20 protein-coding genes are annotated in these 24,731 nt (G+C 73.1%); 5 read left to right on the top strand and 15 right to left on the bottom strand.

The window, feature by feature from the left end; all coding sequences use genetic code 11:
- Positions 1 to 3 precede the first annotated feature (3 nt).
- Positions 4 to 1,743 carry a cholesterol oxidase substrate-binding domain-containing protein gene (locus CEB94_RS02815; protein WP_246111689.1) on the bottom strand — a complete coding sequence of 580 codons (1,740 nt, stop codon included), beginning with the start codon at positions 1,741 to 1,743 and terminating at the stop codon, positions 4 to 6.
- A gap of 139 nt (positions 1,744 to 1,882) precedes the next feature.
- Between CEB94_RS02815 and CEB94_RS02810 the strand changes: the two genes are divergently transcribed.
- Positions 1,883 to 2,866 carry an aldo/keto reductase gene (locus tag CEB94_RS02810; RefSeq protein WP_175430642.1) on the top strand — a complete coding sequence of 328 codons (984 nt, stop codon included), beginning with the start codon at positions 1,883 to 1,885 and terminating at the stop codon, positions 2,864 to 2,866.
- 9 nt (positions 2,867 to 2,875) lie between these two features.
- Here the strand turns inward: CEB94_RS02810 and CEB94_RS02805 are convergent, their stop codons facing one another.
- A complete protein-coding gene (locus CEB94_RS02805; protein ID WP_175430641.1) occupies positions 2,876 to 3,223 on the bottom strand; it encodes a hypothetical protein in 348 nt (115 codons plus the stop codon).
- Positions 3,224 to 3,370: 147 nt separating this feature from the next.
- Here CEB94_RS02805 and CEB94_RS02800 point away from each other — a divergent pair, with 147 nt between their 5' ends.
- Positions 3,371 to 3,868, top strand: coding sequence for a DUF6328 family protein (locus CEB94_RS02800; protein ID WP_381110870.1), 498 nt, complete (start codon positions 3,371 to 3,373; stop codon positions 3,866 to 3,868).
- Positions 3,869 to 3,947: 79 nt separating this feature from the next.
- Here CEB94_RS02800 and CEB94_RS02795 read toward each other — a convergent pair whose 3' ends face one another.
- Both CEB94_RS02795 and CEB94_RS02790 read right to left on the bottom strand, forming a co-directional pair.
- Positions 3,948 to 4,373 carry an SsgA family sporulation/cell division regulator gene (locus CEB94_RS02795; protein ID WP_175430640.1) on the bottom strand — a complete coding sequence of 142 codons (426 nt, stop codon included), beginning with the start codon at positions 4,371 to 4,373 and terminating at the stop codon, positions 3,948 to 3,950.
- Between the two features lie 62 nt (positions 4,374 to 4,435).
- Positions 4,436 to 5,464, bottom strand: a complete 1,029-nt coding sequence (locus CEB94_RS02790; RefSeq protein ID WP_425472534.1) for a hypothetical protein — start codon at positions 5,462 to 5,464, stop codon at positions 4,436 to 4,438.
- Positions 5,465 to 5,625: 161 nt separating this feature from the next.
- Here CEB94_RS02790 and CEB94_RS02785 point away from each other — a divergent pair, with 161 nt between their 5' ends.
- Positions 5,626 to 6,321 (top strand): hypothetical protein, encoded by a 696-nt coding sequence (locus tag CEB94_RS02785; protein ID WP_175430638.1) that lies wholly within the window; start codon positions 5,626 to 5,628, stop codon positions 6,319 to 6,321.
- Here the strand turns inward: CEB94_RS02785 and CEB94_RS02780 are convergent.
- A complete protein-coding gene (locus tag CEB94_RS02780; protein ID WP_175430637.1) occupies positions 6,218 to 7,189 on the bottom strand; it encodes an LLM class F420-dependent oxidoreductase in 972 nt (323 codons plus the stop codon). The genes CEB94_RS02785 and CEB94_RS02780 overlap by 104 nt on opposite strands.
- A gap of 72 nt (positions 7,190 to 7,261) precedes the next feature.
- On the opposite strand from CEB94_RS02780, the gene CEB94_RS02775 reads away from it, so the two are divergent.
- Complete coding sequence (locus CEB94_RS02775) at positions 7,262 to 8,713, top strand: serine hydrolase domain-containing protein (protein ID WP_175430636.1); 1,452 nt, start codon at positions 7,262 to 7,264, stop codon at positions 8,711 to 8,713.
- Here the strand turns inward: CEB94_RS02775 and CEB94_RS02770 are convergent.
- From CEB94_RS02770 to CEB94_RS02745, 6 genes are all read right to left on the bottom strand, one after another.
- A complete protein-coding gene (locus CEB94_RS02770) occupies positions 8,705 to 10,366 on the bottom strand; it encodes a serine/threonine-protein kinase (protein ID WP_175430635.1) in 1,662 nt (553 codons plus the stop codon). The genes CEB94_RS02775 and CEB94_RS02770 overlap by 9 nt on opposite strands.
- A 342-nt stretch (positions 10,367 to 10,708) precedes the next feature.
- The gene (locus CEB94_RS02765) at positions 10,709 to 11,668 is read right to left on the bottom strand and encodes a threonine/serine dehydratase family protein (protein ID WP_175430634.1); all 960 of its coding nucleotides are present in this window, start codon (positions 11,666 to 11,668) and stop codon (positions 10,709 to 10,711) included.
- Positions 11,669 to 12,101: 433 nt separating this feature from the next.
- The gene (locus tag CEB94_RS02760; protein WP_246111688.1) at positions 12,102 to 13,220 is read right to left on the bottom strand and encodes a polyprenyl synthetase family protein; all 1,119 of its coding nucleotides are present in this window, start codon (positions 13,218 to 13,220) and stop codon (positions 12,102 to 12,104) included.
- A complete protein-coding gene (locus CEB94_RS02755) occupies positions 13,217 to 14,272 on the bottom strand; it encodes a tetratricopeptide repeat protein (RefSeq protein WP_175430633.1) in 1,056 nt (351 codons plus the stop codon). The genes CEB94_RS02760 and CEB94_RS02755 overlap by 4 nt, the downstream gene beginning before the upstream one ends.
- Positions 14,273 to 14,443: 171 nt before the next feature.
- Positions 14,444 to 15,121, bottom strand: a complete 678-nt coding sequence (locus CEB94_RS02750) for an AIM24 family protein (protein ID WP_175430632.1) — start codon at positions 15,119 to 15,121, stop codon at positions 14,444 to 14,446.
- A 77-nt stretch (positions 15,122 to 15,198) separates the two neighbouring features.
- Entirely contained in the window at positions 15,199 to 16,494 is a 1,296-nt protein-coding gene (locus CEB94_RS02745) for a CAP domain-containing protein (RefSeq protein WP_175430631.1), read from the bottom strand.
- 472 nt (positions 16,495 to 16,966) lie between these two features.
- On the opposite strand from CEB94_RS02745, the gene CEB94_RS02740 reads away from it, so the two are divergent.
- Positions 16,967 to 18,208, top strand: a complete 1,242-nt coding sequence (locus CEB94_RS02740) for an SGNH/GDSL hydrolase family protein (protein WP_175430630.1) — start codon at positions 16,967 to 16,969, stop codon at positions 18,206 to 18,208.
- 21 nt (positions 18,209 to 18,229) lie between these two features.
- Here the strand turns inward: CEB94_RS02740 and CEB94_RS02735 are convergent, their stop codons facing one another.
- The 4 genes from CEB94_RS02735 to CEB94_RS02720 form a co-directional block, all read right to left on the bottom strand.
- Complete coding sequence (locus CEB94_RS02735; RefSeq protein ID WP_175430629.1) at positions 18,230 to 21,166, bottom strand: helix-turn-helix transcriptional regulator; 2,937 nt, start codon at positions 21,164 to 21,166, stop codon at positions 18,230 to 18,232.
- Between the two features lie 93 nt (positions 21,167 to 21,259).
- Positions 21,260 to 21,613 carry a UBP-type zinc finger domain-containing protein gene (locus CEB94_RS02730; RefSeq protein ID WP_175430628.1) on the bottom strand — a complete coding sequence of 118 codons (354 nt, stop codon included), beginning with the start codon at positions 21,611 to 21,613 and terminating at the stop codon, positions 21,260 to 21,262.
- Complete coding sequence (locus tag CEB94_RS02725; protein WP_175430627.1) at positions 21,610 to 23,055, bottom strand: ATP-binding protein; 1,446 nt, start codon at positions 23,053 to 23,055, stop codon at positions 21,610 to 21,612. Before CEB94_RS02725 ends, CEB94_RS02730 begins: the two co-directional genes overlap by 4 nt.
- Positions 23,052 to 24,728 carry an NAD(P)/FAD-dependent oxidoreductase gene (locus CEB94_RS02720; protein WP_175430626.1) on the bottom strand — a complete coding sequence of 559 codons (1,677 nt, stop codon included), beginning with the start codon at positions 24,726 to 24,728 and terminating at the stop codon, positions 23,052 to 23,054. Before CEB94_RS02720 ends, CEB94_RS02725 begins: the two co-directional genes overlap by 4 nt.
- Between the last annotated feature and the right edge of the window lie 3 nt (positions 24,729 to 24,731).

The raw sequence follows: 24,731 nt of genomic DNA, 5'->3' as shown, positions 1-24,731 counted from the left end.
GGATCAGCCTTGCGCGCCGTGGGCGAACAACCGGTCCAGGAACGCGTTGCCGTACACGCGGTGCGGATCGAGCCGGTCCAGCACGGCGTCCGCATCAGCCCACGCGGCCGGGCCGACCGCCGCCGGGACGACGCCGCCCAGCACCTCCTCGTCGCTCCACGCCTCATCGTCCGTGTACGCCCACCCCTTGGACCACTCCACGCGGGTGAGCGCGAACCCGCCGTCGAACGTACGCAGCAGGAACCGCTCGATCTCGCGCAGGAACGCCGCCGCGTCCGGCGTGCCCGGCAGCGTCAGGACGTCCAGCCACACGGCCGTGTCCCACTCGGGGTGGTCCTCGGGCGGCCGGAGCGCCGACAGCAGCGGCGGCCGGGCCCCGGCCGTCCCGGCGTCGGCCGGGTTGTCCAGGCCGGTCACCCGGATCTCCACCGAGCCGTTGACCGGGAAGCTGCCCCGGGCGGCGTACGCCGTCAGCCGCTCCCGGTAGAACGCGGCGAACTCGGAGACGACCCGCTGCACCCGGTCCCGCGAGGTGAGGACCGCGTAGCCGTTGGCGTGCACCCGCAGCGTGGTCGGCTTCAGATACAGCAGCGTGTTCTTGGACGGCCCCCAGAGGTCGGCGGACAGCGTCGTCACCAGTCCGAGCGCGGCGGCCTCGTACTGGGCGATGCCGAGCACCGGCGCGAGGTACCAGGCCGCCTCCGACGTCATCCGGCCGACCAGCTTCGCCACCGGCCCCGGGATGTTGTCCGAGAACGGGTAGTTGTACGGCCGGGTCACCTTCCGCGAGGTCAGCGGCCGGGTGGGGGAGACGCTCCACACCTTCAGCCAGGGATGCTCGGTGAAGGCGAACCAGATCGCCTCGACCCGCCCCGCCGCGTCCAGGAAGCTCGCGAAGGTCCGCCCGTCGCCCGAGCCGGGCGCGGCGAACAGCTCCCCCGCCGGGATGTCCGTACGGCTCACGCACCGCAGGTTCGTGTTCGCGCCGACGCGCAGCACCACCTCGGTGACCAGGGACCGCCCGAGATGCGTCAGCAGCGCTGCGCAGTCCGCACCGTCGCGGTGGAACGTGCGCAGTACGTACGCACCGGCCCCGTCGTCCCACACCACGGCCGTGAGAGACAGGATCAGGTTGCTGAGCGAGCCGTAGGTGTGCCCGGGCCGCCGCTGCTCGCCCCGCGCGGGAACCGCGGTGCCGTGCCCGTCGACGGCCAGGACTCCGCCCAGGGTGAGCACACCGGGAGCGGGTGTCGCCGTGACGCCGAGGCCGTGTTCCTCCAGGAAGGCGAGCAGGTCCTCCATCGTCACGCCCGTCCCGGCGCGTACGACGGCCGGGGAGTCCAGGGCGAGGCCCGTGAGGTGGGCCGCGGTGTCCACCAGGAGGACCGGCGCCCCGGACGGCGTCCCCTCCGTCACCGTCAGCGGCGACCAGCCGTGCGCGGCGCCCCGGGCACGCACCCGCCACCCGTGCCGCCACGCCCAGTTGACGACGGCGACCACCTGGCCCGGGCTGCCCGGCGCACAGGCCCACAGGCCGTCGGCGGTGATCTCGCCGACCCAGTTCCGGTACGCCGAGCGGTACAGCGCGACGTCCGCGGGGAAGTCCGGCAACTCCGCCGCGGCGGCCGCGGGATCCGCGGGCAGGCCGGGTACGACGGCCAGCGCGGCGGCGGTGAGGAGGAAGCCCCGGCGCGTCCAACGCGGATCGTACGACGGGAAGTTGCTCACTGCGTCATGGGTCACGTGGCGTCACGCTAGGGGCCGATGGACACGTGACAGGTTCCTGTCGTCTTTTCTCACTCGTGTGAGTGAATCGAGTGAGGTCGACGGGCCGTCTCGGCTCGTTCCGCACGGAGCGGTGCCGGATGACAGACTGACGCCCATGGACGAGCGCACATTCGACAGGTCGGGTCAGCACGCCTCCGTCATCGGTCTGGGCACCTGGCAGCTGGGTGCCGACTGGGGAGACGTCGACGACAAGGAAGCCCTCGCGGTACTGGAGACGGCCGCCGAGGCGGGGGTGACCTTCTTCGACACCGCCGACGTGTACGGCGACGGCCGCAGCGAGCAGACCATCGCCACATTCCTCAGCGGCCGCCCGGACCTGCACGTCATGGTCGCCACCAAGATGGGCCGCCGGGCCGACCAGATCCCCGCCAACTACGTGCTCGACAACTTCCGCGCCTGGAACGACCGCTCCCGGCGCAACCTCGGCGTCGACCGGATCGACCTGGTGCAGCTGCACTGCCCGCCGACACCCGTCTACTCCACGGACGAGGTGTTCGACGCCCTCGACACCCTGGTCGAGGAGGAGCGCGTCGCCGCCTACGGCGTCAGCGTCGAGACCTGCGAGGAGGCGCTGACCGCCATCGCCCGGCCGAATGTGGCCAGCGTGCAGATCATCCTCAACCCGTTCCGCATGAAGCCCCTGCGCGAGGTGCTCCCGGCCGCCCGTGAGGCGGGCGTCGGCATCATCGCCCGCGTCCCGCTGGCCTCCGGCCTGCTGTCGGGCAAGTACACCCGGGACACCGTCTTCCCGGAGAACGACCACCGCACCTACAACCGGCACGGCGAGGCCTTCGACCAGGGGGAGACCTTCTCCGGGGTCGACTACGCCACCGGAGTGGAGGCGGCCGCCGAGTTCGCGGCGCTCACCCCTGAGGGCTGCACCCCGGCCCAGCTGGCCCTGCGCTGGATCATCGAGCAGCCCGGCGTCACGACCGTGATCCCCGGCGCCCGCTCACCCGAACAGGCCCGGGCCAACGCGGCCGCCGCCCGCCTCCCGGAACTGCCCGGCGAGACGCTGACGGCGATCCGCGACCTGTATGACCGGCGCATCAAGGACCAGGTCGAATCCCGCTGGTGAGGCCGGTTCTCACGGCTCCAGGAGCAGCTGCCTCTCCTGCTCCTGGTCGCCGGAGGCGGCCCCGTCGTCACGTGCCGTGAAGGCCCGGGTGAGCGTGTCGCTCGCCCGCCTCACGGCCTCCGGGCTGCCCTGCACGGTGACGGTCACCGGCGCGGACAGCCGCCCGGAACCTTCTCCGTCGCCGCCGGCGGGACCCGCGTCCGTCTCCCCGTCGAAGGTCGCCATGTGCACCGTCGCGTTCTCGTCGGCGGGAAGCTCGTCCGGTGCCCCGAACGTGCCTTCCAGAGCGCGGACGACCGCTCGCGCGTCGTCGGCGCCTCCGCCGCTGAGCGTCACGGTGAGCTGCGTACCGGACATGCGTCCACGACCTCCTCGGTTCTGCGTCATTCGCGTCGTCCGTGTAACCGCCCCCTGATCGCTCAAACCGCCGCGAGCCCCGGGACGACGACTCGTTCCGGGGAACCCGGGAAAGAGGAGGGCTCAGGTCTCACACCGGGAGGAACAGTGGCGGACGCGGCAGAGGGCGGGGTCATGCGCCGGGGGCGCAACGAGACGGAGGAGGAGAGAGCGGACCGGATGTGGCAGGAGCTCATCCAGGAGGTCCGCGTGGCGCAGATGGGCGTGCAGATCCTGTTCGGCTTTCTGCTCACCGTGGTGTTCACCGAGAAGTACGGGGATCTCTCCGACACCGACCAGACGATCTACCTCGTGACGGTCGTCCTGGGCGCCTGCGCGACCGGGGCGCTCATAGGCCCGGTGTCCCTGCACCGCCTCGTCTCCGGGCGGCGCGTCAAGCCCCAGGCGGTTCAGCTGGCCTCCCGGCTCACCCTGCTCGGCCTCGTGCTGCTGCTCGCCACGACGACCGCCTCACTGCTGCTGATCCTGCGCGTGGCCACGCACGACGGCTTCGTGCCCTACCTGGTCGCCGGCGTGGTCGGCTGGTATCTGCTGTGCTGGTTCGTCCTGCCGCTGTGGACCCGGTACCGCCACACGTCGAGGTGACGACACCGGCGCCGGCGCGCGGAACATGTCGGTCCCACAGCGTGTCGCAGACGCCCTGGGGGCTCGGACCCGCCGCGACTCAGCCCCCGGCGAGAACGCCCGCCAGGAAGTCGTCGACATGGACCTCCTCGCGACCCGGCTGCACCACCTCGTAGGTCTCCCGAAGGAACGCAGCGAACCCCGGCGCCCACGCGAACACCACCGCGTGGTGCCGGCCGCCGTCGGGGCGGGCGTCGCCGAGGAACTCCATGCGCAGCTCCCGCCACATGCCCCGCGACTCGGGGCGCATCCGCACGTCGCCGACCCCGACCGGACGCCGCAGCGCGTCACCGAGCATCTCCCGGTCCAGCTGCCACCGGGCGAGGACGCGGCCGTCGTGGCTGAAGACCACGGTGACGGCGAACGGGTCCGCGGCGTCGTAGCTCAGGTGGGCGAGCACGGAGAAACGGTCCGTGTCGCCCGCCTGGAGCTGCACCACCAGGGTCTTGTGGACGAACGAGTTCACGAGAGAGCCTCCGGGAAGAACCGACGTAGAGCCCTCTAGTACCCCCGATCCAGCCGGAATGCTCAGCCGACCGGGTGATTCCCGCGAGCACCGCGCAGCGACTCGATGCATACGGCGACGGCCCGCTGGAGATCCTCCAGACGCTGCACCATGTCGTCCTCGTAGAACTCCCCGGCGTCGTCGAAGGTCAGCTCCTCGAACACCTTGGTCGCCTTCTGCAGGCTGTTGTAGAACTTCGTGCGCCGCTCCCGCACCCGCAGACCCGGGTCGGCCTCCACTACCTCGACGACGAGGGACTTCATCGTGTCGTAGGCCTCGGCGGCCCACTCGCCGGCGCCCTCGCCCTCGTCCAGCTCGTCGAGCAGCGACAGGTGCCGCTCGGCCTCCTGGCGCAGATCGGCGGGCGCGTCGACGGTCTGCCCGGCGGGCGTCTTGATCTGCCCCGACTCGGCGATCTGGCGCACGTATCCGATCCGGTCGGCCGCCCTGCTCTCCCCGGCGACGGCCTTCTTCAGCTCGTCGGTGCGCACCACGTCACGGGCCAGCTCCGACTGGAGGTCCGGGTCCTCGCGGACTCGGTCCAGCAGGGCCTGGCGGGCCGCGCGGGCGGTGGAGGGGTCGGCGAGGATCGCGGCGCGCAGGGCGGTGGGGTTCTCCGCGACCTCGAGGGCCTTGGTGGGCCGGATGCCCTCCGCCTCGGCGGCCTCGGTGATGGCGGTGCCGCGCTCGGAGGTCGCGCTGTTGCGGGAGATGTAGTAGCCCGGCCACACGTCGGCGTCCGGCAGGTCCACCTCCTGACCCGGCGTCAGCGCCTCGAAGTGCGGGACCATCCCGTCGTCGGCCGCCCGGTCCCACGCCTTGTAGTAGCGCATGACCCGCTCCGGGGAGCAGCCGGCGAGTTCCGCGAACTCCTTGGCGGACACCTTCGGCGTCTCGTCCGAGCCCTGCCCGCCGGGCCGCACACTGCGCGCCACCATCAGACCGAAGGCCCACCCCCCGGTCCGGGCGTACGCCCCGAACTCCCGCGCGTCCCGCGCCACCGGGTCGCAGACGGGCGCCGGGGCGGCGGGGGACGTCTCGGGCGGGGTCATGGCTACGGTCACGGACGACTCTCCTGAGGTGGGGCAGATCGGACTGCACGAGGTGCGGACGGAAGCCTAGCGGCCCCCGCTGACCTGGCCGTTCCCCGCCCGTGCGGCCCGGGCCGAAAACCGTTGTCCCGGCCGGGCGCGGGTGCGCGAGGATGCCCGGCATGGTGCGACAGGAGACGGACGCCACGCTGCGCCGCTGTGCGGAGTGCGGCGGCTACGCGTACGGCGGTGCCCCCGCCTGTGCCCGCTGCCGGGACCTCGTGGACGGCATCGTCGAGGGGGAGTGGGCCGCCTTCCTGCGGCAGTGGGGCACCGCTGAGGGCGGTGACCAGGAGCGGGCACTGGCCGAGATGGTCGCGGCCGAACCCGACCGGCACGACTGGCGGATCGTGGACGCCGCCCTCGACCGGCTGGTGTGCCCCGACTGCGGCGACCGGCTCGCACGGGGCCCGGCCGGCTGCCCGGCCTGCGACCTGGCGCACGGCTTCCGCTACGCCGCGATCGAAACGGACCGGCCGGGTGTCCCGCCCGGCAACGAACACGCGATCCGGGTCAACGTCTCAGTGGTGCGCAGGCCCCAGGTCACCTCGGAGGGCGAAGTGCTCGTCCGGCGCCTGCTGCTGCCCCTCCTGCTGGCCGGGTTCCTGCCCACGACCGAGGAGGCACAGCGGGTGGGCGCCCTCGTGAAGAAGAGCCCCCCGGGGCGGAGGGCTCAACTGGTGGAACGGGCTGTCGAGGCGCTGGCGGAGGACTTCAGCCGAACGCGTCGCGCAGCGCGGGCAGCAGGGTCTTCTCCGACCAGTCCAGATACGCCGGCTGCGACTCGCCGCCGATCTGGACGAGGGCGATCTCGGTGAACCCGGCCTCGGCGTACGGGCGGACGGCCTCGACGAACGCGTCCGGGTCGTCACCGCACGGGATGGAGTCGGCGACGTCGTCCTGTGTGACGAACTGGGTCGCCGCCTCGAAGGAATCCGGATGCGGCAGCTCGGAGTTGACCTTCCAGCCGCTGCCGAACCAGCGGAACTGGGAGTGCGCCCGCTTGACGGCCGTGTCCCGGTCGGGGTCGTAGCAGACGGGCAGCTGGCCGACGCGGGGCTTGCCCTGGCCGCCGTGCCGGTCGAAGGTCTCCAGCAGCCCGGCCTTGGGCTCCGTGGCGATCACCAGGTCACCGAGCCGGCCCGCGAGTTCGCACGACCGCTCCCCGGAGACGGCGATGCCGATGGGCGGCGCCTGGTCCGGCAGGTCCCACAGCCGGGCCGACTCCACGTCGAAGTGCGTGCCGCGATGGTTGACATGGCCGCCCTTGAAGAGGGCGCGGATGATCTCCACGGCCTCCTCGAACATCTCGTGCCGCACGTCGACGGACGGCCAGCCGCCGCCCACCACGTGCTCGTTGAGGTTCTCGCCCGAGCCCAGCCCCAGCCGGAACCGGCCCTCGGACAGCAACTGCAGTGTCGCCGCCTTCTGCGCCACCACCGCGGGGTGGTAGCGGAACGTCGGGCACGTCACATACGTCATCAGCGGGATACGTGACGTGGCCTGCGCGGCAGCGCCGAGCACGGCCCACGCGTACGGCGAATGACCCTGCGAGCGCAGCCACGGGAAGTAGTGGTCGGAGGTTACCGAGAAGTCGAAGCCCGCCTCCTCGGCCCGCACCACATGGTCGACGAGCTCTCGGGGGCCGGCCTGCTCGGTCATCATCGTGTATCCGATTTGCACCATACTCGGCGAGTCCCCTGACAGCGCGCCCGGAAACGGCTCGATCAAGGTCGCCGACGGGTGCAGGATGCATCCATGAGTGCTTCCGTCCTGCCGTCCTCCGACCCCGCCGCCCAAGGGGTCGACGCCTCCGGCGTCCACGCCTTCCTCGACGCTCTCGAAGCCGCCCCCGAGATCGAGCCGCACAGCCTGATGATCATGCGACACGGGCATCTGGTCGCCTCCGGCTGGTGGGCGCCGTACACCGCCGAACGCCCCCATCTGCTGTACTCGCTCAGCAAGAGCTTCACCGCGACCGCAGCAGCTCTGGCCGAGGCCGAGGGACTGCTCGACTTCGACGCTCCGGTGATCTCGTACTTCCCGGAGTTCGAGGCCGACATCACCGATCCGCGCAGCCGGGCCATGCTCGTACGGCACGTGGCGTCCATGTCGAGCGGCCATCGGCGGGAGACCGTCGACGAGGCCTTCGGGCGGGACCCCGCCGAGCCCGTCCGAGGGTTCCTGCTGCTGCCGCCCGACCAGGATCCCGGCACCGTCTTCGCCTACAACCAGCCCACGACGTACACCCTCGCCGCGATCGTCCAGCGCGTGACCGGCCAGTCGCTCACCGGGTACCTGCGGCCCCGGCTGCTGGATCCGCTGGGCATCGGCGAAGTGGCCTGGCGGTGCGACCGCACCGGCCGCGAGCTGGGCTTCAGCGGTCTGCACGCGACCACCGACGCCGTCGCCCGGCTCGGCCAGCTGTATCTGCGCGACGGGGTCTGGGAGGGCAAGCGGCTGCTGTCGGAGGGATGGGCGGCCCGGGCCTCGCGACCCCGCATACCCACCGCCGGAGCCATAGGGGACGGGGACCGGCCGGACTCGGCCCGGGGCTACGGCTACCAGTTCTGGATGTCCCGGCACGGCTACCGGGGCGACGGCGCGTACGGCCAGTTCTGTCTGGTGCTGCCGGAGCACGACGCGGTGATCGCGACGACCGCGGCGACCGAGCGGACGCAGGAGTACCTGAACCTGGTCTGGGAGCATCTGCTGCCCGCCTTCGGCCCCGAGCCGCTGACCGGCCGGGAGGCCGCCGACGCGGAGCTGTGCGAACGCCTCGACCGGCTCGCGCTGCCGCCCGCCCCGGGCCGGCCCACACCCCCGGAGCGGGACCGGGACTGGGCCACCACCGCGTTCACCCCCTCCGCCGAGACCGGACCCGTCCTCACGGCCGGGCTCGCCGAGGACGCGGACGGCTGGACGCTCACGCTCACCGGGGCGATGGACCGCCCGGACCAGCCGGACCGGCTAAACCTACGCCTCCCGGGGGAGGGCTGGACGGTCGCCGAGGAACCCGTCCCGACCGCCGTGAGCGGCGGCTGGACCGACGTCGGCACACTGGCCGTCGAGGTGGTGTTCCTGGAGACTCCGCACCGCCTGGCACTGACCTGCTCCCTCGCGGACCGCACGCTCACCGCGCACTGGCGCACCGAGCCGCTGCAGCGCGGCCGGTTCACCTCCCTGCGCGCCCGGCCCGGCTCAGTCTGAGCCGGGCCGGAAGGTCTTGAAGAACGTGCGCAGCGCCTCCTGGTTCGCGGCGTCCTTCCCTTCGGCTTCCGGGGTCGTCCAGCGCAGGGAGAAACTCCGGCCCCCGCCCAGCAGGACGCCCCGGCCGTAGGTGTGCACACGAGTGCCGTCGACGTCCGCGGTCCACTCCATGTCGGCGGCCTCGCGCCCCTGGTACGTCGTCGCGCGGATCGCCCCGATCCGGTCGTAGCCGTCGGTCCGCTTGAGGTTGGGCTCGACGTCGTCCCGCCACACGGCCACGGGGTCCGGGCCCGCCTGTTCGCTGTAGGTGACGGCCAGCGTGCGGTCGTCGCCCTCGGCGCCGAAGACGACCCGGTACGCCTCGCCCTCGCGGTCGGTGTCCAGCCGCTTGAAACCCTCGGGGAGCGCGACGGAGAAGCCCTCCGGCGCCCGGTAGCGCTGGAAACCGGGCGGCAGGGCCGTGGCCGGGGCGGACGGGGTGGGCGTGGGTGTGGGCGTGGGTGTGCCTGTGGGGGACGGGGACGACGGAGTGGGGGTGGGGGCGGGGGACTCGGGCGGACTGGGCGCCCCGGACGGTTCGGGGTCGCCGCCGGTGCCCTCGCCCGGCGTGGCGGCGGAGGCCGGCGGCCGGGCCGGCGATTCGGCCGCGTCGCTGCCGCCGTCCGTGCCGGGCAGCCCCTGGGTCGCGGCGAGCACGGCGACCGCGACGGTGACCACGGCCAGGGCCGTACCCGCCACCATGGTCCGTCTGCTCCACACCGGGCTTCCCGGCCGCATGGCGGCGTAGGCGCCGCGCAGTCGCGGGGCCGGTGCCGCGGCCACGGCCGCCTCGGGGTCCTCGCTGAGCGCGCGGGTCAGCGCCTCGCGCACCACCGGGCGGGTCAGCCGCTCCCGAGAGTCCTTGCGGAGCAGTCCCTGCACGACCTGGGTGAGCGGCCCGGCGCGCACCGGCGTGCGCAGCGGCAGCCGGTCCACGCCCTTCAGGGTGTTCTCCGGGCGCCCCCGGTCCCGGAAGGGCGGGCGCCCCTCGACCATCGTGTACAGGATCGCGCCCAGCGCCCACAGGTCGGCCGCGGGACCGATGCGCTGATCGCGCGCCTGCTCCGGGGAGGCGTACGCGGGTGCCGTGAGCCGGGGCGCGAGGGTCGCGCCGGCCAGGCCGAAGCCGGTGACGACGACCGAGTGGTCCTCGCGTACGAACACCTGGCCGGGGCTGAGCTCGCCGTGCGTGATGCCCTCGGCGTGCGCGGCGTCCAGCACGTCGAGCAACTCCAGGCCGATCCGTGCCGCCCGTACGTAGTTGAACGTGCCCTGCTCCGAGAGGAGTTCGCCGAGCGGGGTGCCGTCGATCCACTCGTTGACGGTCCACAGGGCACCGGCCTCCTCGACGGCGTCGACGACCATGGCGATCCGGCCGGGGCACAGCAGCGCCATGTTCTCGGTCGTGCGCAGCAGGCGGGCGGCGGACCGGCGCTCGGCCCCGCGCGGGTCCTCCGGAAGCCCGGTCTGGGTCACGAGGCACGGGCGGGGGACCTCGCCGGTTCCGGTGTCCTCGGCGTACCAGCAGATGCGGTTGGTCTCGCGCTGGATGATCTCGAGCAGCCGGTACCGGCCGGCGACCAACTGGTGTGTGGAGACGTGCGCCCTGCCCATGGCCATCCCTCGCTGGAAACCTGGCTCTCATCTTTTCCAGAGGTACGGGGCGTGAGGCGGCCTGCGTTCAATCCGATCGCAACTCCGGGGTCATTCTTGTCTTCTGTTCAAGAGATGGGATCAAGTGTGCGAGGGAAAACGGTCTTTCGCGGGCTCGGGCGCGGTTCACCTCGGTCGCCCGGGCTGCCGCGGGCGGGAGGAATTCGCCCGCGGCAGACCGTGGATTCGCAAATTCCCGCCCGGCCTGGTGGTAACCCGCGGTAAATGCGGACGTGTACAACGTCCGAACTCCGAGCCCTCCGATGAATTCCGCGACGGATTCCCCGCGAGCGGGCCGGAACGTCAGCGCAGACCGAAGCGGCGCGACCAGGCGAACACGTCACCCGTCGTCGCGTTGCCCCCGCACACCACCAGGCCGAGCCGGGCCCCGTCGCCGACCCGCTCCAGGACCTGCCGGGCGGCGGGCAGCAGACAGCCGGCCGCCGGTTCGGCCCACACCTTGGCGTGGTCGGCCAGGTCCAGCGAGCCCTGCACGGCCTCCCGGTCCGGGACCACGAGGACCTCGGTGACCTGGGCGGAGACATGGTCGTACGTCAGCTGCGACACGGACGGGGCGCTGAGGGTGGAGACGATCGACGACAGGGCGACCGGCAGCGGGCCGCCAGCCGCCAGCGCCTCGGACATGGCCTGTGCGCCCTCGGTCTCCACGCCCCACACCCGCACCCCGGGCCGGCATGCCCGCAGCGCGGCGGCGACACCGGCGATCAGGCCGCCGCCCCCGATGCTCACGAGGACGTCCGTGAGCTCACCGGCGTCGGCGGCGAACTCCAGCCCGACCGTGCCCTGTCCGGCGATCACCACCGGGTCGTCGAAGGGGTGGACCAGGGTCAGCCCCTCCTGCTGGAGCCGCGTCATGTGTGCGAACGCGCCGTCCATGTCGTCGGTCAGCCGCACCGACGCGCCGGACGCCTCCGCGATCTCCACGGCTTTGGCGGGTGCCGAGCGCGGCATCACCACCGTGGCCTTCACATCGAGGGCCGCGGCCATGACCGCCAGGGCGATCCCGTGGTTGCCGCCGCTGACCGCCACCACCCCGGCGGCCCGTTCGGCCTCGGTCAGCGACAGCAGTTTTGCCGTCGCCCCGCGCGCCTTGAACGAGCCGGTGCGCTGCAGCAGTTCGAGCTTCGCGGTGACCGGTGCGCCGAGCAACGCCGACAGCCCCGGGCTGTCCACGGTCGGTGTGCGCACGACGTGCCCGGCGATCCGCTCGGCCACGGCTTCGATCTCCGAGATGCCGATCATGGCAGCCATCCTTCCGGCGCGGGTTGCGGAACGCGCCGTGATGAACCCTGACGCGCACAGGGGGCCGAGGTCAACGCGGTGCGGGGACAGTACGCGGGCGGGTCGGCGCGGACTGGCCGGTCGGCGGGGTCGGGCGGGGTGGTGGGGCGGGACGAGGCGGCGGAGCGACTGGGCGTGGCCGGGCGGTGGAGTGGGGACGGCATGGCCGGGCGGGGCGGCGTGGCCGTGTGCGGCGCCCCAGTCGTGGCGAGTGCCGGCCCCGCGCGGGTGTTACGGCCGTGCGAAGCGTCCTCGCCCGCTCCGCCGGCCGTTCGCGTCGGGTTCAGACGGTCGTGTCGCTCCGGGTTGGCGGGCAGGGACCGCAGTTGGCTGGAGGTCGTGCGGGCGATGGTGTCGCGGTGAGGGGCGGGGTGCCTCTCTCGCGAGGGTCGGTTCAGACGTCGCGCCGCACCACGTAGGCGAGCAGCGACCGAAGTTCACCGGCGGCCCCCGCGGCCAGCGGCACCCTCGCGAGTGCTGTCTCGACGGCGGTGATGTGCCGCCGGGCCTCCGCCATGGCCGCCGAACGGCCGCCCGCCTCCTCGATCAGCGCCGCCGCCGTGCCGGGCGCGTCGCCCGACTCCAGGAGTGCGGCGATGCGGCCGCCCGTCGGGGAGCCGAGCGCCACCAGCACCGGGAACGTCCTCTTCCGCTCGCGCAGATCACCGTGGACCGGCTTGCCGGTGACCCGGGGGTCACCCCAGACGCCCAGCACGTCGTCGACGATCTGGAACGCGACTCCGAGATGCCGGCCCGCCCGGTCGAGCGCGGCGACCGTCTCGGGTCCGGCACCCCCGAGCACGGCGCCGAGCCCGGCCGCGCAGCCCAGCAGCGCGCCCGTCTTGTGCTCCGCCATCGCCCGGTACTCGTCCGGCCTCACCCGCTCCGGCCCCGTCCACGGACGGTCGGCGAACAGCAGGTCGTCCGCCTGCCCGCGCACCAGGTCGCCCAGCGCCACGGACAGCGTCCGCACGCCCCCGGCACCTCCTGGCTGCGCGGCGAGCGTCTCGACGGCCAGGGCGAACAGGGCGTCGCCCGCGAGCACCGCGGGCCCCGTGCCGTAGGCCTTCCACACGGCCGGGCGGCCGCGTCGGTCCGCGTCGCCGTCCATGATGTCGTCGTGCAGCAGGGAGAAGGCATGCACCAGCTCCACCGCGACGGCCGCCGCCACCCCGGCCCGCCCCGGAGCACCGGCCGCCTCGGCGCCGAGCACCGCGAGCGCCTGCCGTACGCCCTTGCCGCCGGGGGCGACGGTCGGCGCACCGCCGATCTCGCACCAGCCGAAGGAGTACGCGGCCATCTCACCGACCCACGGGTGCAGCCGCGCGACGGTTTCCTCCAGGGCGGGCCGGACCAGGGCGCGACAGCGGTCGAGGACCCGGAGGGTGTCGCCGGCGTCGGCCGCGGGATCGTGCCACGCGGACTGTCGGGCTGTCCGTGCCCGCGCGGCAGGGGGCGTTGCCGTCGTGGTGCCGCGCCGCGCCGCCTCCACCGTCGTCGGCAGCGCCGTCACAGTGCCGCCTCCGTCGCCCGCCCGGCCGCCGGTATGCCGAGTTCCTCATGGGCCCGGGCCACCATCCGACGGGCGTGCTGCAGGCCGATGCGTTCCAGCAGGCCGGCGAGGTCGGCCAGTTCCGCCGCCGTCTCGTCACGGTCGCGGCCCAGGCGGGCCAGGGACTTGGCGAGCCCCAACCGCGACAGTGCCTCCCCGCGCGGCTCGCTCATCTCGCGGAACTCCTCGAGGGCCTGCTCGTACAACTCCCGCGCCTGCGCGTAACGCCCCGCCCGGTACAGGACGTTGCCGCGCATCTTGTGGTTGTAGGCCAGCGCGCTGGACAGCCGCATCGCGCGGCACGTCGTCTCCGCCTCGCTCAGCAGCTCCAGGGCCCGCTCGGTGTCCCCGTCGCGCACCGACACCACGTCGGCCAGTCCGCGCAGCGCCCAGGCGTGGCCGCGCCGGTCGTCGGCACGAGCGGCGATCTCGGAGGCCTCCTCGAACAGCGCGTACGCCGAGTCGTAGCGCCCGGTGTTGCGGTGCATCTGCGCGATGCCCTCCAGCGCCCACACCGTGTGCCGCGCCTCCCCGCGCCGCCGGGCCTCGGCGAGCAACTGCTCGTGCAGTCGCCCCACGGCCTCGTAGTCGCCCTGGATGCGGCCGGTCTCGGCCAGGCCGGCCAGCGAGTAGCCGCGGACGACGACGTCCCCGCCCCGTTCGCCCAGGTCGGCCGCCAGCCGGAGCAGCCGGCGGGCCAGCGGGAGCGCGCCGCGCTGCCGGGCCAGCGTGCCGCCGCTCCACAGCGCCCAGGCCATCGCCCCGACGTCCGCGGCCTGCCGGGCCGCGCGGTAGCTCGCCTTCCAGGCCCGGTCCGCGTCCTCGACCCGGCCCAGCCGACGGTGCGCCTCGGCCACCGCGAGTCCGGAACGCGCCGCCTCCCCGGGCTGTCCGGCACGCTCGGCCGCCCTCAACTGCTCGGTGCCGGCGGCCAGGACGTCGGTCAGTGAGGAGTTGACGGACAGGGTGGTGAGCGAGCCCTGGTACTCCGGGGCGAATGCCTTGCCGTACATCGATGCCTTTCGGTCCGTATACACACCATGTATACACAGTACGTATACATGGTGTGTATAGAGGGGTGGAAGCCTGCCCTGGCCACAAGGGCCAGGGCATCCCTGTTGTCGGTCAAGACGTCGGCGGCACGGACCGGGTTGCCTCTGAGGCGCAGATCACCTGACGGGTCTTCAGTGTTGGCCGGGTTTGTGCGGTGTCGCCTCGCTCGGCCGGACGACGACGTACCCCTCGCCCTGGAGCAGCAGTTGCACGGCCTCGCCGGAGCCGCCGCGCAGCATGGAGCCGATGGACTGGGAGCGGTGCAGCGAGGTCTGCAGGCCAGCGGTCCACCCGACGATCGCGTCCGTGTCGACGTACACCGGATACTGCGGCGAGACCGGGATGACGAGCGGACTGCCCTCGCACACCAGGCCCAGCCTGCCGTGCCCGGTGAAGACGCTGTTGAACAGGCCGCCGCCGGTGACGCCGGCGCCCTTCACGGTCGCGATGCGGTACGACAACGTGGCGTCGAAACACAGGACGTTGCGGCCGTTGACCGTGAACTCGTCACCGGGCTCGACGTCGACGATGAAACAGTTCTGCGCCTCGTGCGCGAACCAGGCCTCGCCCTGCCCGCTCACCGCCATCAGCGGCAGCCCCTCACCGGTGACCGCGCGCTTGAGCATGCCGCCCACGCCCTGGCCCTTGCGCTCGAACTGGAGGTTGCCGCGGTAGGAGATCATCGCGCCCTGGCGGGCGAGCATCTCGCCGTTCACCGTGTATCGGATGCACTTGGCGTTCTCGACCGTCATGCCTGGCGCTACGGCCGGCTGCACCATGTGCTCACTGGAAAAGAGGTCACCCTTCATACCGGCATCCTCGCCCGGAGCCTCTCCCTCCGCCAAGATCGCGCGGGAGACCCGGTCGTGAAGCGCCGTCGCCGGCGTCAGCCCCCGAAGAGCTGCGTCCAGTACATGCCCGCCCGGCCGCCCCCGCAGAAGCCGATGCCGATGTGGGTGAAGCCGGGTTTGAGGATGTTGGCCCGGTGGCCGGGGCTGTTCATCCAGCCCTCCACGACTTCGGCGGGGGAGCGCTGGCCGCAGGCGATGTTCTCGCCGATGGAACGCAGGGCGGAACCGGCTGCGGCGGCCCGGTCCCAGGGCCGGCTGCCGTCGGGTGCGGTGTGCGCGTAGAAGGCGCGGGCCACCATGTCCGCACTGTGTGCCTGGGCGGCCGTGGTGAGCGACGGGTCGGCGGCCAGGGGCCGGAGCCCGGCCCGGGCTCGCTCCCGGTTGGTGAGATCGATGACGGCCGCCGCCGTGCCGGCCAGCCCCTCGGGCGTGAACGGCCTGGCCCACAGCGCTGTCCAGAAGGTGTCACCGGACGGGCCGTCGTGCACCTGGGCGAGCCCGGCGTGGGTGAACGCCGGGTCGTGCAGGGTGCGCCGGGGCCCGTCCGTGCGCAGGCAGTACGCGACGAACCCGGCGGCCGAGCGCGGTCCGGACACCAGGTGCTCGCCGATGGTGAGGTACGCGAACCCGGAGTCGATGACGCGCTGGTAGACGGAGACGCCGTCGCGCGTCTCGACGCCGAGACGTCCGGCAGCGGCCATGGCGGCGGCGTGCTCCCGAGCGGCCGACATGAGTCGGGCGTCCAGGGAGAGCGGGGGCGAACCGGCTGCGGCCCGGGCGGAGTCGACCAGGGGGAGGAAGCCGTCCGGATCGAGGGCGGCAAAGGCGCCCGGGGGCGGGCCGGGGGTCGCGTCGTCCACGACGTCGACGCCGAAGTCCCGTGCGAGTCCCGCCAGTCCATCGGCGTACCCCTGGCCCAGGGCGCGCAGCTTCCAGCGGTCGCCGCGCCGGTAGAGCTCCGCGAGCAGCAACACCGTCTCCTGCCGGGGCCGCGGCGGCGTGAAGCGGGCGAGCGGGCGGCCGCCCGCGTCGGCGACGTGGAGCGTGGGGGAGGGCAGGTGGCCGAGGGCGGTTCCGGGCTCGGCGGGGCTGACGACGACGGTGACCCGGGTCGCGCCGGGGCGCAGTCCCGGCGGGTCCACGGCGAGCGTGTCGCCCCGCAGGGCGGCTCCCGGCGCCGCCGGCTGGTTGTAGAAGACGAAGTCGCCGTCGTCCCGGACTTTTCCCCCGTCGTCGGTGACGAGCGCGGACACGTCGAACGGCCCGGGCACCCGGACGGTCACCGCACCGCCCGGGAGCGCCAGATTGCCTCCGGGAACCAACTCGCTCATCACGCCGCCTGCCCCTTCCCCCCCGGGGGATCCGGTTGCCCGGACAACGGCCGTCGCGGCACCAGGGTTCCCTCAGCGGCCGGCGTGCCGGGGACTGCTGAGCCGGTGTCCGCCCGCCGCAGAACGCGGCGTCGAGTGTGCCCGGCATCGTGTCCGTCACCGTGCCGGTGCCGGAGGTGCCGGAGGTGCCGGCGAGCGGCGAGGGTGCGCCGGCCGTCCCGGGACGCGAAACGCGTAGGTGGAGCAGCCCTGGACCGCGCCGGTGTGGCCGTACACGGACGTGCCGACCGAGAAGGACGGCACGCCCGTCGAGGCCGCCCCGCACAGCGTCGGCAACCTCACCACTACCGTGGCGTACGGCCGGGACGACCCGCAGGATCCGCCTCACGCCCCAAGGCTGCGAGAACCCGCGGAATCTCGCCCCGTGCCACCGCCCGCACACCACCGACCGGCCGAAGGAGCGCCGAAACGAATGTCCCGCACCGCACGCCCCCGCTGCCGTGCCGCCCTGGCCGCCCTCTCCTGCTGCGTCGCGCTGGGTTGCGGGACCGGCTCGGTACCTCAGGGGGACCAGCCGAGCCCGCCGCCCAGCGCCCCGGCGGCGGCCGGGCACGGCGTCGTCACCTGGGCCTCCTCCGCAGGCCACGTCGGCGAGGCGGCCGACGGGCGCGGCTACCGGCTGATGGTGCACACCAGCGTCGGCGGCAGCGGCCTGAGGGTGCGGCTGTCCAACGCCTTCGGCGACCAGCCGGTGACGTTCGACAACGTCCACGCGGGCCTGCGACGGGACGGCGCCGCACTCGTCCCCGGCAGCAACCGACGCCTCACGTTCGGCGGCGCCCGCTCCGTCACCGTCCCCGCCGGCGGCATCGTCTACAGCGACCCGCTGCCCGGCCACGTCCCCGCCGGGCGCACCCTCGCCGTCAGCCTGTACGTCCCCCGGGCGGGCGGCGCGCTCACCGGGCACTGGCTGGCGATGCGGACGTCGTACACCACCGACGGTGACCACACCGCGCAGGAAGGCGCGGCCCACTGGAAGCAGCGGACCGGCTCGTGGTTCTACCTCGATGCCGTCACCGTACGGCCCCGTAAGGGGACGGGTGCCGTGGTCGCCCTCGGCGACTCCATCACCGACGGCTGGCATTCCACGACCGACCGGGACCGCCGCTGGCCCGACTACCTGGCCCGCCGCCTGGCCGCGTCCGGCACCACGGTCAAAGGAGTGGCCAACGCGGGCATCGCCGGCAACAAGCTCCTCCTCGACGGCCCCGGGCAGAGCGCCCTGAACCGCCTGCAGCGGGACGCGCTCTCGCTCCCGGGCGTGCGCACGGTGTTCCTCTTCCAGGGCGTCAACGACATCAAGGCCGAGCCCGGCGCCACGGGCGCCGGGCTGATCGCCGGGTACCGCAGGCTGATCGACCGGGCCCACGCGGCCGGGAAGTGCGTCGTCGGCGCCACCATCGCCCCCTTCAAGGGCTGGCAGGAGTGGGACCCCGCCGGGGAAGCGGTGCGGCAGCAGGTCAACGCCTTCATCCGCGACAGCGGCGCATTCGACGGGGTCACCGACTTCGACCGCGTCCTGCGCAGCCCCCACGACCCCGAGCGGATCCTCCCCGTCTTCGACGGCGGCGACCATCTGCACCCCAACGACAAGGGGATGCGGGCGATGGCCGACGCCGTCGATCCGAAGACGCTCGACTGCGGGACCGGCTAGCGCGGGGAGCACACCGGAGCGTCAGCCGGATGTCGACGGCTCCGGGGTGATCAGGCCCTCGCGGTAGGCGATCGCCACGGCCTCGCCGCGGCTCGACGCGCCCAGCTTGGCGAGGATGTTGGAGACGTGCACGCTCGCGGTCTTGCCGCTGATGAACAGCTCCTCGCCGATCTGCCGGTTGCTGCGGCCGAGAGCGAGCAGCCGCAGCACGTCCTCCTCGCGCGCGGTGAGCAGGCCGGCCCGGTCGTCGTTGCCCGGCGTGTCCGACAGCCGGCCGCGCCGCAGCAACGCGTCGGCCTGCTCCCGCAGCGGCGTGGCACCGAGGTCGTCGGCGGTGCGACGGACCTCCCGGGCCTCTGCCGCCGCCTCCTCGCGACGCCCGGCCGCCACCAGAGCCTCGGCGTACCGCAACCGGCAGCGCGCCCGCTCGTAGACGTCGCCGTAGCCGAACGCCGTCACCGCCCTCGACCAGGCCGCCGCGTCCGGTCCCTTCGTGGCCCGGACCCACTCCGCCTCCGCCCGGGCCAGCCAGGCCTGTCCCTCCGGGCCCTGGGGTGCGCCGTCCTCGCCGTGGGTGGCGATGGCCCGTGCCAGTTCCACCAGTTCGGTGGCGGTGTCCGTCCAGCGGCGGGCCCCGGCCTCGTCGCCGGTCAGCCGCAGCCCGGCGGCCGCGTCGGCCACGGGGGAGAGGGCCAGGGCGGCGAGCCGGACCGTGACGCCCGGGCGGGGGACCGCGTCGTCGGCCAGGGCCGTGACCGTGGACCGCATCCACCGCACCGCGTCCTCGGGATCACGGCGCAGTCCCGCGGCGTCGGTGAGCACGATGCCCGCGACCAGCGTGGCCATCCAGTCGAAGGGCCCCTCCAGCAGGGCATGCGCCCGGTCGGCGGCCCCGAGATCGCCGCGCGCCAGCATCACGTACAGCGCGGGACCGACTGTGTAGCCGCCGGCCGCCGGCAGCACCTCGGCGTCGGCCGCCGCCGCGCGCACGCACTCGTCCCAGCGGCCCAGCACATGCAGCACCAGCAGCCGCAGATACCGCATCTCCAGCGGGTAGGGCGAGGACAGCAGCCCGGCGCGCCGGGCCCGGTCCAGGCCCTCGGTCAGCCACGACACGCACTCCGCCAGGGCGCCGGACTCGTAGCAGCCCATGGCCAGGTTGAACAGAGCACGCAGCTCCACCGGCGCGTTGCCCGAACTCCGGGCCAGCTCCCGGGCCTTCAGCAGCCGCTCACGGCCCTCGTCGCCGCGCCGCCCGGCCCCGTCGAACACGGCCAGTGAGATCAGCAGGTCCGCCTGTGCGTCGGTCACCCGCAGCTGCTCCGCCACGCCCAGGGCCCGGCGGGCGACCCGCAACGCGGTCTCGTTCTCCCCTACGTGGCGTGCGGCCAGGACATGGGTGGCCGCCGCCCACACCCACGTCCGCGACGGAGGATCCTCCGGAATCATCGCCAGGGCCTCGCTGCTGTAGGCGAACGCCGCGGTCAGGCTGTCCACGCTCAGCAGGTTCCCGGCGAGTGTGTAGCGGACCCGGGCGGCGAGCTCGGAGCCGGCGTCCTGGCCGAGTTCGGCCAGCGCGGACCGGCTGAGGGAGACCGCCCGGTGCAGTTCCCCGGCGTGTGCGGCGGCCGCCGAGGCGCGCAGCGTCAGCGTCACCCGGTCGACGCCGCCGCCCGAGGGCCTCGCTTCGGGACCCACCGCCGGCCACAGATCGAGCGCCGCTTCCAGATGCCGCTGCTCCTCGGCGGGCGCACCGACGCGCTGGGCGTGGTCGGCGGCTTCCAGGGAGGCGGCCAGCGCCTCGGCGAGGTCGTGACTCTCCCGGTAGTGGTGCGCGCGCTCGGCAGCGCTCTCGGCCGTCCGGCCACGACCGGCGAGCAGCCGGGCGAACGCGCCGTGCAGCCTCGCCCGCTCTCCGGGCAGCAGATCGGCGTAGACGGCCTCACGGGCGAGGGCGTGCCGGAAGGAGTACGTGTCGTCGCCTCCGGCCACGAGAAGCTGCCGCCCCACCGCTTCGCGCAGCGCCGACTCCAGCTCCTCCTCGGGCAGCCCGACCGCCTCCCGCAGCACGTCGTGCTCCGCCCGGCGCCCGGCGACGGCGGCGGTCCGCAGCACCTGCTGCGCGGTCTCGGACAGCTGCTCGAAGCGGATGAGCAGCACATCGGCGAGCCCGCTGGGCACTCCGCCGGACTCCGTGTCGGTGGCCGCGAGCAGTTCCTCCGCGTAGAAGGCGTTCCCTTCGGCCCGCTCCACGATCCGCCGGACCGTGGCGTCCGGCAGCGGCCGATGCTCCAGGGCGCGCACCAGGCGCGCCACATCCGAATCGCCCAGCGGCCGCAACTCCAGCCGCTCCACGGCCGGTAGCCGTATCAACTCCGCCAGCAGCGGCCGCAGGGGATGCCGGCGGTGCAGGTCGTCGGTCCGGTACGAGGCGAACACCGCCAGCCGGTGCCGGAGCACGCCCCGGCCGAGGAGGAACCGCAGCAGGTCCCGCGACGACTGGTCGGCCCAGTGCAGGTCCTCCAGCACGAGCAGCAGCGGCGCGGTCTGAGCCACGTCGGCCAGCAACCCCGCCATCCCTTCGAACAGCCGCAGCCGCCCGTCCACGTCCCGCACGGAATCGGTTCCGGCCCCCAGCAGCCGCTCGACCACGGGATGCGCGGCCATGGCGCCCGAGAACCGCTCGTCGGCGGCGAGCACCCCCAGAATCTCGGTGAACGGCAGATAGGGCAGCCCGACGTCGCCGAGATCCACGCAGTGCCCGGTGACCACGGTCATGCCCGCAGCGGCGGCTCGCCCCCCGACCTCGTCGAGCATCCGGGTCTTGCCGACACCGGCGTCCCCGGCGATCAACACGGCTCGGGCCTCACCACCACGCGCCCGCTCCAGTACACCGGACAGGCGCGTGAGTTCGGCGTTCCGCCCGACGAGGGGCGTGGCCGATGAAGCCTGCTGCACAGAACCAACCTTCTTGTTCAGGGGCGCGGTGGAGAACTGCGCGACCGACTCACGGACAACCCGCTGCCGCATCGACGCGACAGCGCCGGGCTCCTAGCCCCGCAACACCTTCGCCCAGTCGTCGGGCACCCGCCCCGCCGGCCCCGGCGTCGGCTGGTCGACGGGATGACTCACCGGCTCGGCCAGCTCCGGCCCACCCTCGTACAACTCGTTGGTCTCATAGCTCCAGTACCAGTCCTCGCCCGGCTCGAAGCTCTGCACGAGCGGATGCCCGGTCTCCCGGAAATGCCCGGTCGCGTGCTTCGCCGGTGAACTGTCACAGCACCCCACATGCCCGCACCGCGCACACCGCCGCAGATGGAACCACCACCCGCCCGCCGCGTCGCACTCCGCGCAACCACTGCCGCTCGGCGCGGCACCCGGGTCGATTCCGTTCTCCGCAGTCATGCCGACTCCTCCTCGACCGCTGTCAGCGGAAGCAGTACCTGGAAACGCGTGTCCCCCGGCTCCGACTCCACCTGGATGCTCCCGTGATGCTTGTCGACCACGATCCGCCAGGAGATGTCGAGCCCGAGCCCGGTCCCCTCACCCACCGGCTTGGTGGTGAAGAAGGGATCGAAGATCCGCCCCCGGTCCTCCGCCGGGATGCCGACGCCCGTGTCCCGGAACTCCACCAGCAGCCGGTCGTGTTCCGCAGCCGTCCGCACGGTCAGTGTCCCCTCCCCGCCCGCGCTGTTCATCGCCGCGACCGCGTTGTCGATGAGGTTCGTCCACACCTGGTTGAGCTCCGCCGGGTACGCCGGGATCTTCGGCAGCGCACGGTCGTAGTCCTTGACGACCTTGATCCGCTTGCCGATCTTTCCGGACAGCATCAGCAGCGTGGAGTCGAGGAGTTCGTGCACGTCGGCGTCCTGGAAGGGCGCCCGGTCGAGCTGCGAGTACTGCTTCGCCGCGTCCACGAGGTGGGAGATGCGGGTGGTCGAGTCGTGGATCTCGTCCATCAGCAGCTCGGTCTCGACGGTGTAGTTGAGCCACCCGATCGCGCTCGGCAGGATGTTCTCGTCGACCGCCGCGGCGACCTGGTCCAGCCAGTCCACGTCGAGACCGGCCTGGACGAAGGTGGGCGCGATCCGCCAGCCCTCCGGAATGCCGTGGTCGTCGAGCCAGTCGGTGACCGTGTCCTCTCGGTCGGACGCCTCCAGCGGACTCAGCGCCGGTGCCTTCGCGACCCGTTCGGCCGTGCGCTCCTGGAGGTCGATGAGGTTGGCCATGACCTCGGGGGAGTACGAACCCTGCGCGATGACCGCCAGCTTGTGGCGCATTTTGCCGACCCGCTCGCGCAGCGTCGCGGTCGCCCGTACGGCCGCCGCGGCCGGGTTGTTCAGCTCGTGCGTGAGACCGGCGGACAACGAGCCGAGCGCCAGCAGCCGTTCCCGCTGGCCGATCATCCGCTGGGTGTTCTTCGAACCGAAGAACAGCCCCTCCAGCAGATGCACCGCCATCGGGAACCACTCCTGCATGATCCCCGCGAACGTGTCGGCGGGCAGCACGAAGAACCGCGTCGGCTCCGTGACGCGCATGGAGTTGTTGTAGACCTGCCGCACCCGGTCGCCCAGGTACGCCTGCATGGATCCCGCGTACACCCCGCGCTGGGAGGTCCGGGTCACCTCCACGTCGTCCCCGCCGACCCGGCGGTACAGCACGACCGTGCCCTCCAGCATCACGTAGAAGCAGGTGGCGGGTTCCCCCTCGGTGTACACGGGCCCGGGCTCGAACCGCTCCACGCGCCCCTCGGCGCACAGCCGGCCGAGCTGCTCGGGCGTGAGCTTCTCGAACAGGAACAGCGCCCCGATCTCCTGCGGGTCGCAGGGCACCGCCCGCCCGCTCACGACTGCTCCAGGTACCGGTGGACGAGCATCACGGCCATGGCTCCCTCTCCGACGGCGGACGCGACCCGCTTCGCGGACTCCGAGCGGGCGTCGCCCGCCACGAACACGCCGGGCACGTTGGTCTCCAGGTGGTACGGCGGCCGGTCAAGTTCCCAGCCCTGGGGCGGGCGGCCGTCGGCGGTCAGGTCGGGCCCGGCGAGGATGAACCCGCGCTCGTCCCGCAGCACCGTGCCGTCCAGCCAGCCGGTCAGCGGGGCCGCGCCGATGAACACGAACACCCACTGCGCGTCGACCTGTTCGGTCTGCCCGCTGTCCACGTCCCGCAGCGTCAGCCGCTCCAGCCGGCCGTCGCCGTGCGCCTCCTCGACGACCGTACGGGTGCGCACCTGGATGTTGGGGGACTCCTCGATCTGCTGGATCAGGTAGTGCGACATGGACGCCGTCAGCGATTCGCCGCGCACCAGCAGCGTCACCGACTTGGCGCCCCGGGACAGGTACATCGCCGCCTGCCCGGCGGAGTTGGCGCCGCCGACGATGTACACGTCCTGGTCCTGGCAGGCGGGAGCCTCCGTCAGGGCCGACCCGTAGTACACCCCGCAGCCGGTCAGGTCCTCGCAGCCGGGCGCCGCCAGCTGGCGGTAGGACACGCCGGTCGCCAGGATCACGCTGTGCGCGGCGATCGCCGAGCCGTCCGAGAACCGTACGATCCGGGCGGCGCCGTTGACCTCCAGGGCCGTCACCTCACGGGCGGTGAGGATCTCGGCGCCGAACTTCGCCGCCTGCCGCCGCGCCCGGTCGGTGAGCTGCGCGCCCGACACCCCGTCGGGGAAGCCCAGGTAGTTCTCGATGCGGGAGCTCTGGCCCGCCTGCCCGCCGGTCGCCGACCGCTCCACCAGCACGGTCCGCAAGCCCTCGGAGGCGCCGTAGACCGCCGCGCCGAGCCCGGCCGGGCCGCCGCCGATGACGACCAGGTCGTAGAAGTCGGCCGTGGGGGTCGTGGCCAGCCCGACCCGGGCGGCGAGGTCGACGGCCTCCGGCTCGATCAGCGGTGTTCCGTCCGGCGTGATCACCACCGGCAGCCGCATCCCGTCCTCGCCGGCCGCGGCCAGCAGCCGCCGCCCCTCCGGCTCGTCGGAGGAGTACCAGCGGTACGGCACCTGGTTGCGGGCCAGGAACTCCCGTACGTCCGAGGAGCGCGAGGACCAGCGGTGCCCGACGACCTTGGTGCTGGGCACGGGCCGGAAGTCGCTGGAGCGCCACGCCTGGAGCAGATCGTCGAGGACCGGGTACAGCTTCTCCTCGGGCGGGTCCCACGGCTTGAGGAGATAGTGGTCGAGGTCGACGACGTTGATCGCGTCGATCGCGGCGTTCGTGTCCGCGTACGCGGTCAGCAGCACGCGCCGCGCGCCCGGGTAGACGTCCAGGGCCTGTTCGAGGAACTCGATGCCGTTCATCTGCGGCATCCGGTAGTCGGCCAGGATGACGGCCACGAGATCGCCGCGCAGCTTCAGCTCCCGCAGCGCGTCCAGCGCGGACTCGCCGGACTCCGCCCGCACGATCCGGTACGACGCGCCGTACCGCCGCCTCAGGTCCCGGGCCACGGCCCGGGAGACCCCCGGGTCGTCGTCCACGGTCATGATGACGGTCCGCGCCGAATCGGCGGCCTGTGCCATACG

The organism is Streptomyces hawaiiensis (assembly GCF_004803895.1).
Classification (GTDB): domain Bacteria; phylum Actinomycetota; class Actinomycetes; order Streptomycetales; family Streptomycetaceae; genus Streptomyces; species Streptomyces hawaiiensis.
Note: the sequence above shows the minus strand (reverse complement) of the source record. Positions and strands in the feature narration are given on the sequence as shown.

What these genes read in the sequence shown, in the direction of transcription:
- CEB94_RS02810 (WP_175430642.1), top strand. Translation starts at nt 1,883, where the DNA reads ATGGACGAGCGCACATTCGACAGGTCGGGTCAGCACGCCTCCGTCATC.
- CEB94_RS02805 (WP_175430641.1), bottom strand. Translation starts at nt 3,223, where the DNA reads ATGTCCGGTACGCAGCTCACCGTGACGCTCAGCGGCGGAGGCGCCGAC.
- CEB94_RS02790 (WP_425472534.1), bottom strand. Translation starts at nt 5,464, where the DNA reads ATGACCCCGCCCGAGACGTCCCCCGCCGCCCCGGCGCCCGTCTGCGAC.
- CEB94_RS02785 (WP_175430638.1), top strand. Translation starts at nt 5,626, where the DNA reads ATGGTGCGACAGGAGACGGACGCCACGCTGCGCCGCTGTGCGGAGTGC.
- CEB94_RS02780 (WP_175430637.1), bottom strand. Translation starts at nt 7,189, where the DNA reads ATGGTGCAAATCGGATACACGATGATGACCGAGCAGGCCGGCCCCCGA.
- CEB94_RS02775 (WP_175430636.1), top strand. Translation starts at nt 7,262, where the DNA reads ATGAGTGCTTCCGTCCTGCCGTCCTCCGACCCCGCCGCCCAAGGGGTC.
- CEB94_RS02770 (WP_175430635.1), bottom strand. Translation starts at nt 10,366, where the DNA reads ATGGGCAGGGCGCACGTCTCCACACACCAGTTGGTCGCCGGCCGGTAC.
- CEB94_RS02765 (WP_175430634.1), bottom strand. Translation starts at nt 11,668, where the DNA reads ATGATCGGCATCTCGGAGATCGAAGCCGTGGCCGAGCGGATCGCCGGG.
- CEB94_RS02755 (WP_175430633.1), bottom strand. Translation starts at nt 14,272, where the DNA reads ATGTACGGCAAGGCATTCGCCCCGGAGTACCAGGGCTCGCTCACCACC.
- CEB94_RS02750 (WP_175430632.1), bottom strand. Translation starts at nt 15,121, where the DNA reads ATGAAGGGTGACCTCTTTTCCAGTGAGCACATGGTGCAGCCGGCCGTA.
- CEB94_RS02745 (WP_175430631.1), bottom strand. Translation starts at nt 16,494, where the DNA reads ATGAGCGAGTTGGTTCCCGGAGGCAATCTGGCGCTCCCGGGCGGTGCG.
- CEB94_RS02740 (WP_175430630.1), top strand. Translation starts at nt 16,967, where the DNA reads ATGTCCCGCACCGCACGCCCCCGCTGCCGTGCCGCCCTGGCCGCCCTC.
- CEB94_RS02730 (WP_175430628.1), bottom strand. Translation starts at nt 21,613, where the DNA reads ATGACTGCGGAGAACGGAATCGACCCGGGTGCCGCGCCGAGCGGCAGT.
- CEB94_RS02720 (WP_175430626.1), bottom strand. Translation starts at nt 24,728, where the DNA reads ATGGCACAGGCCGCCGATTCGGCGCGGACCGTCATCATGACCGTGGAC.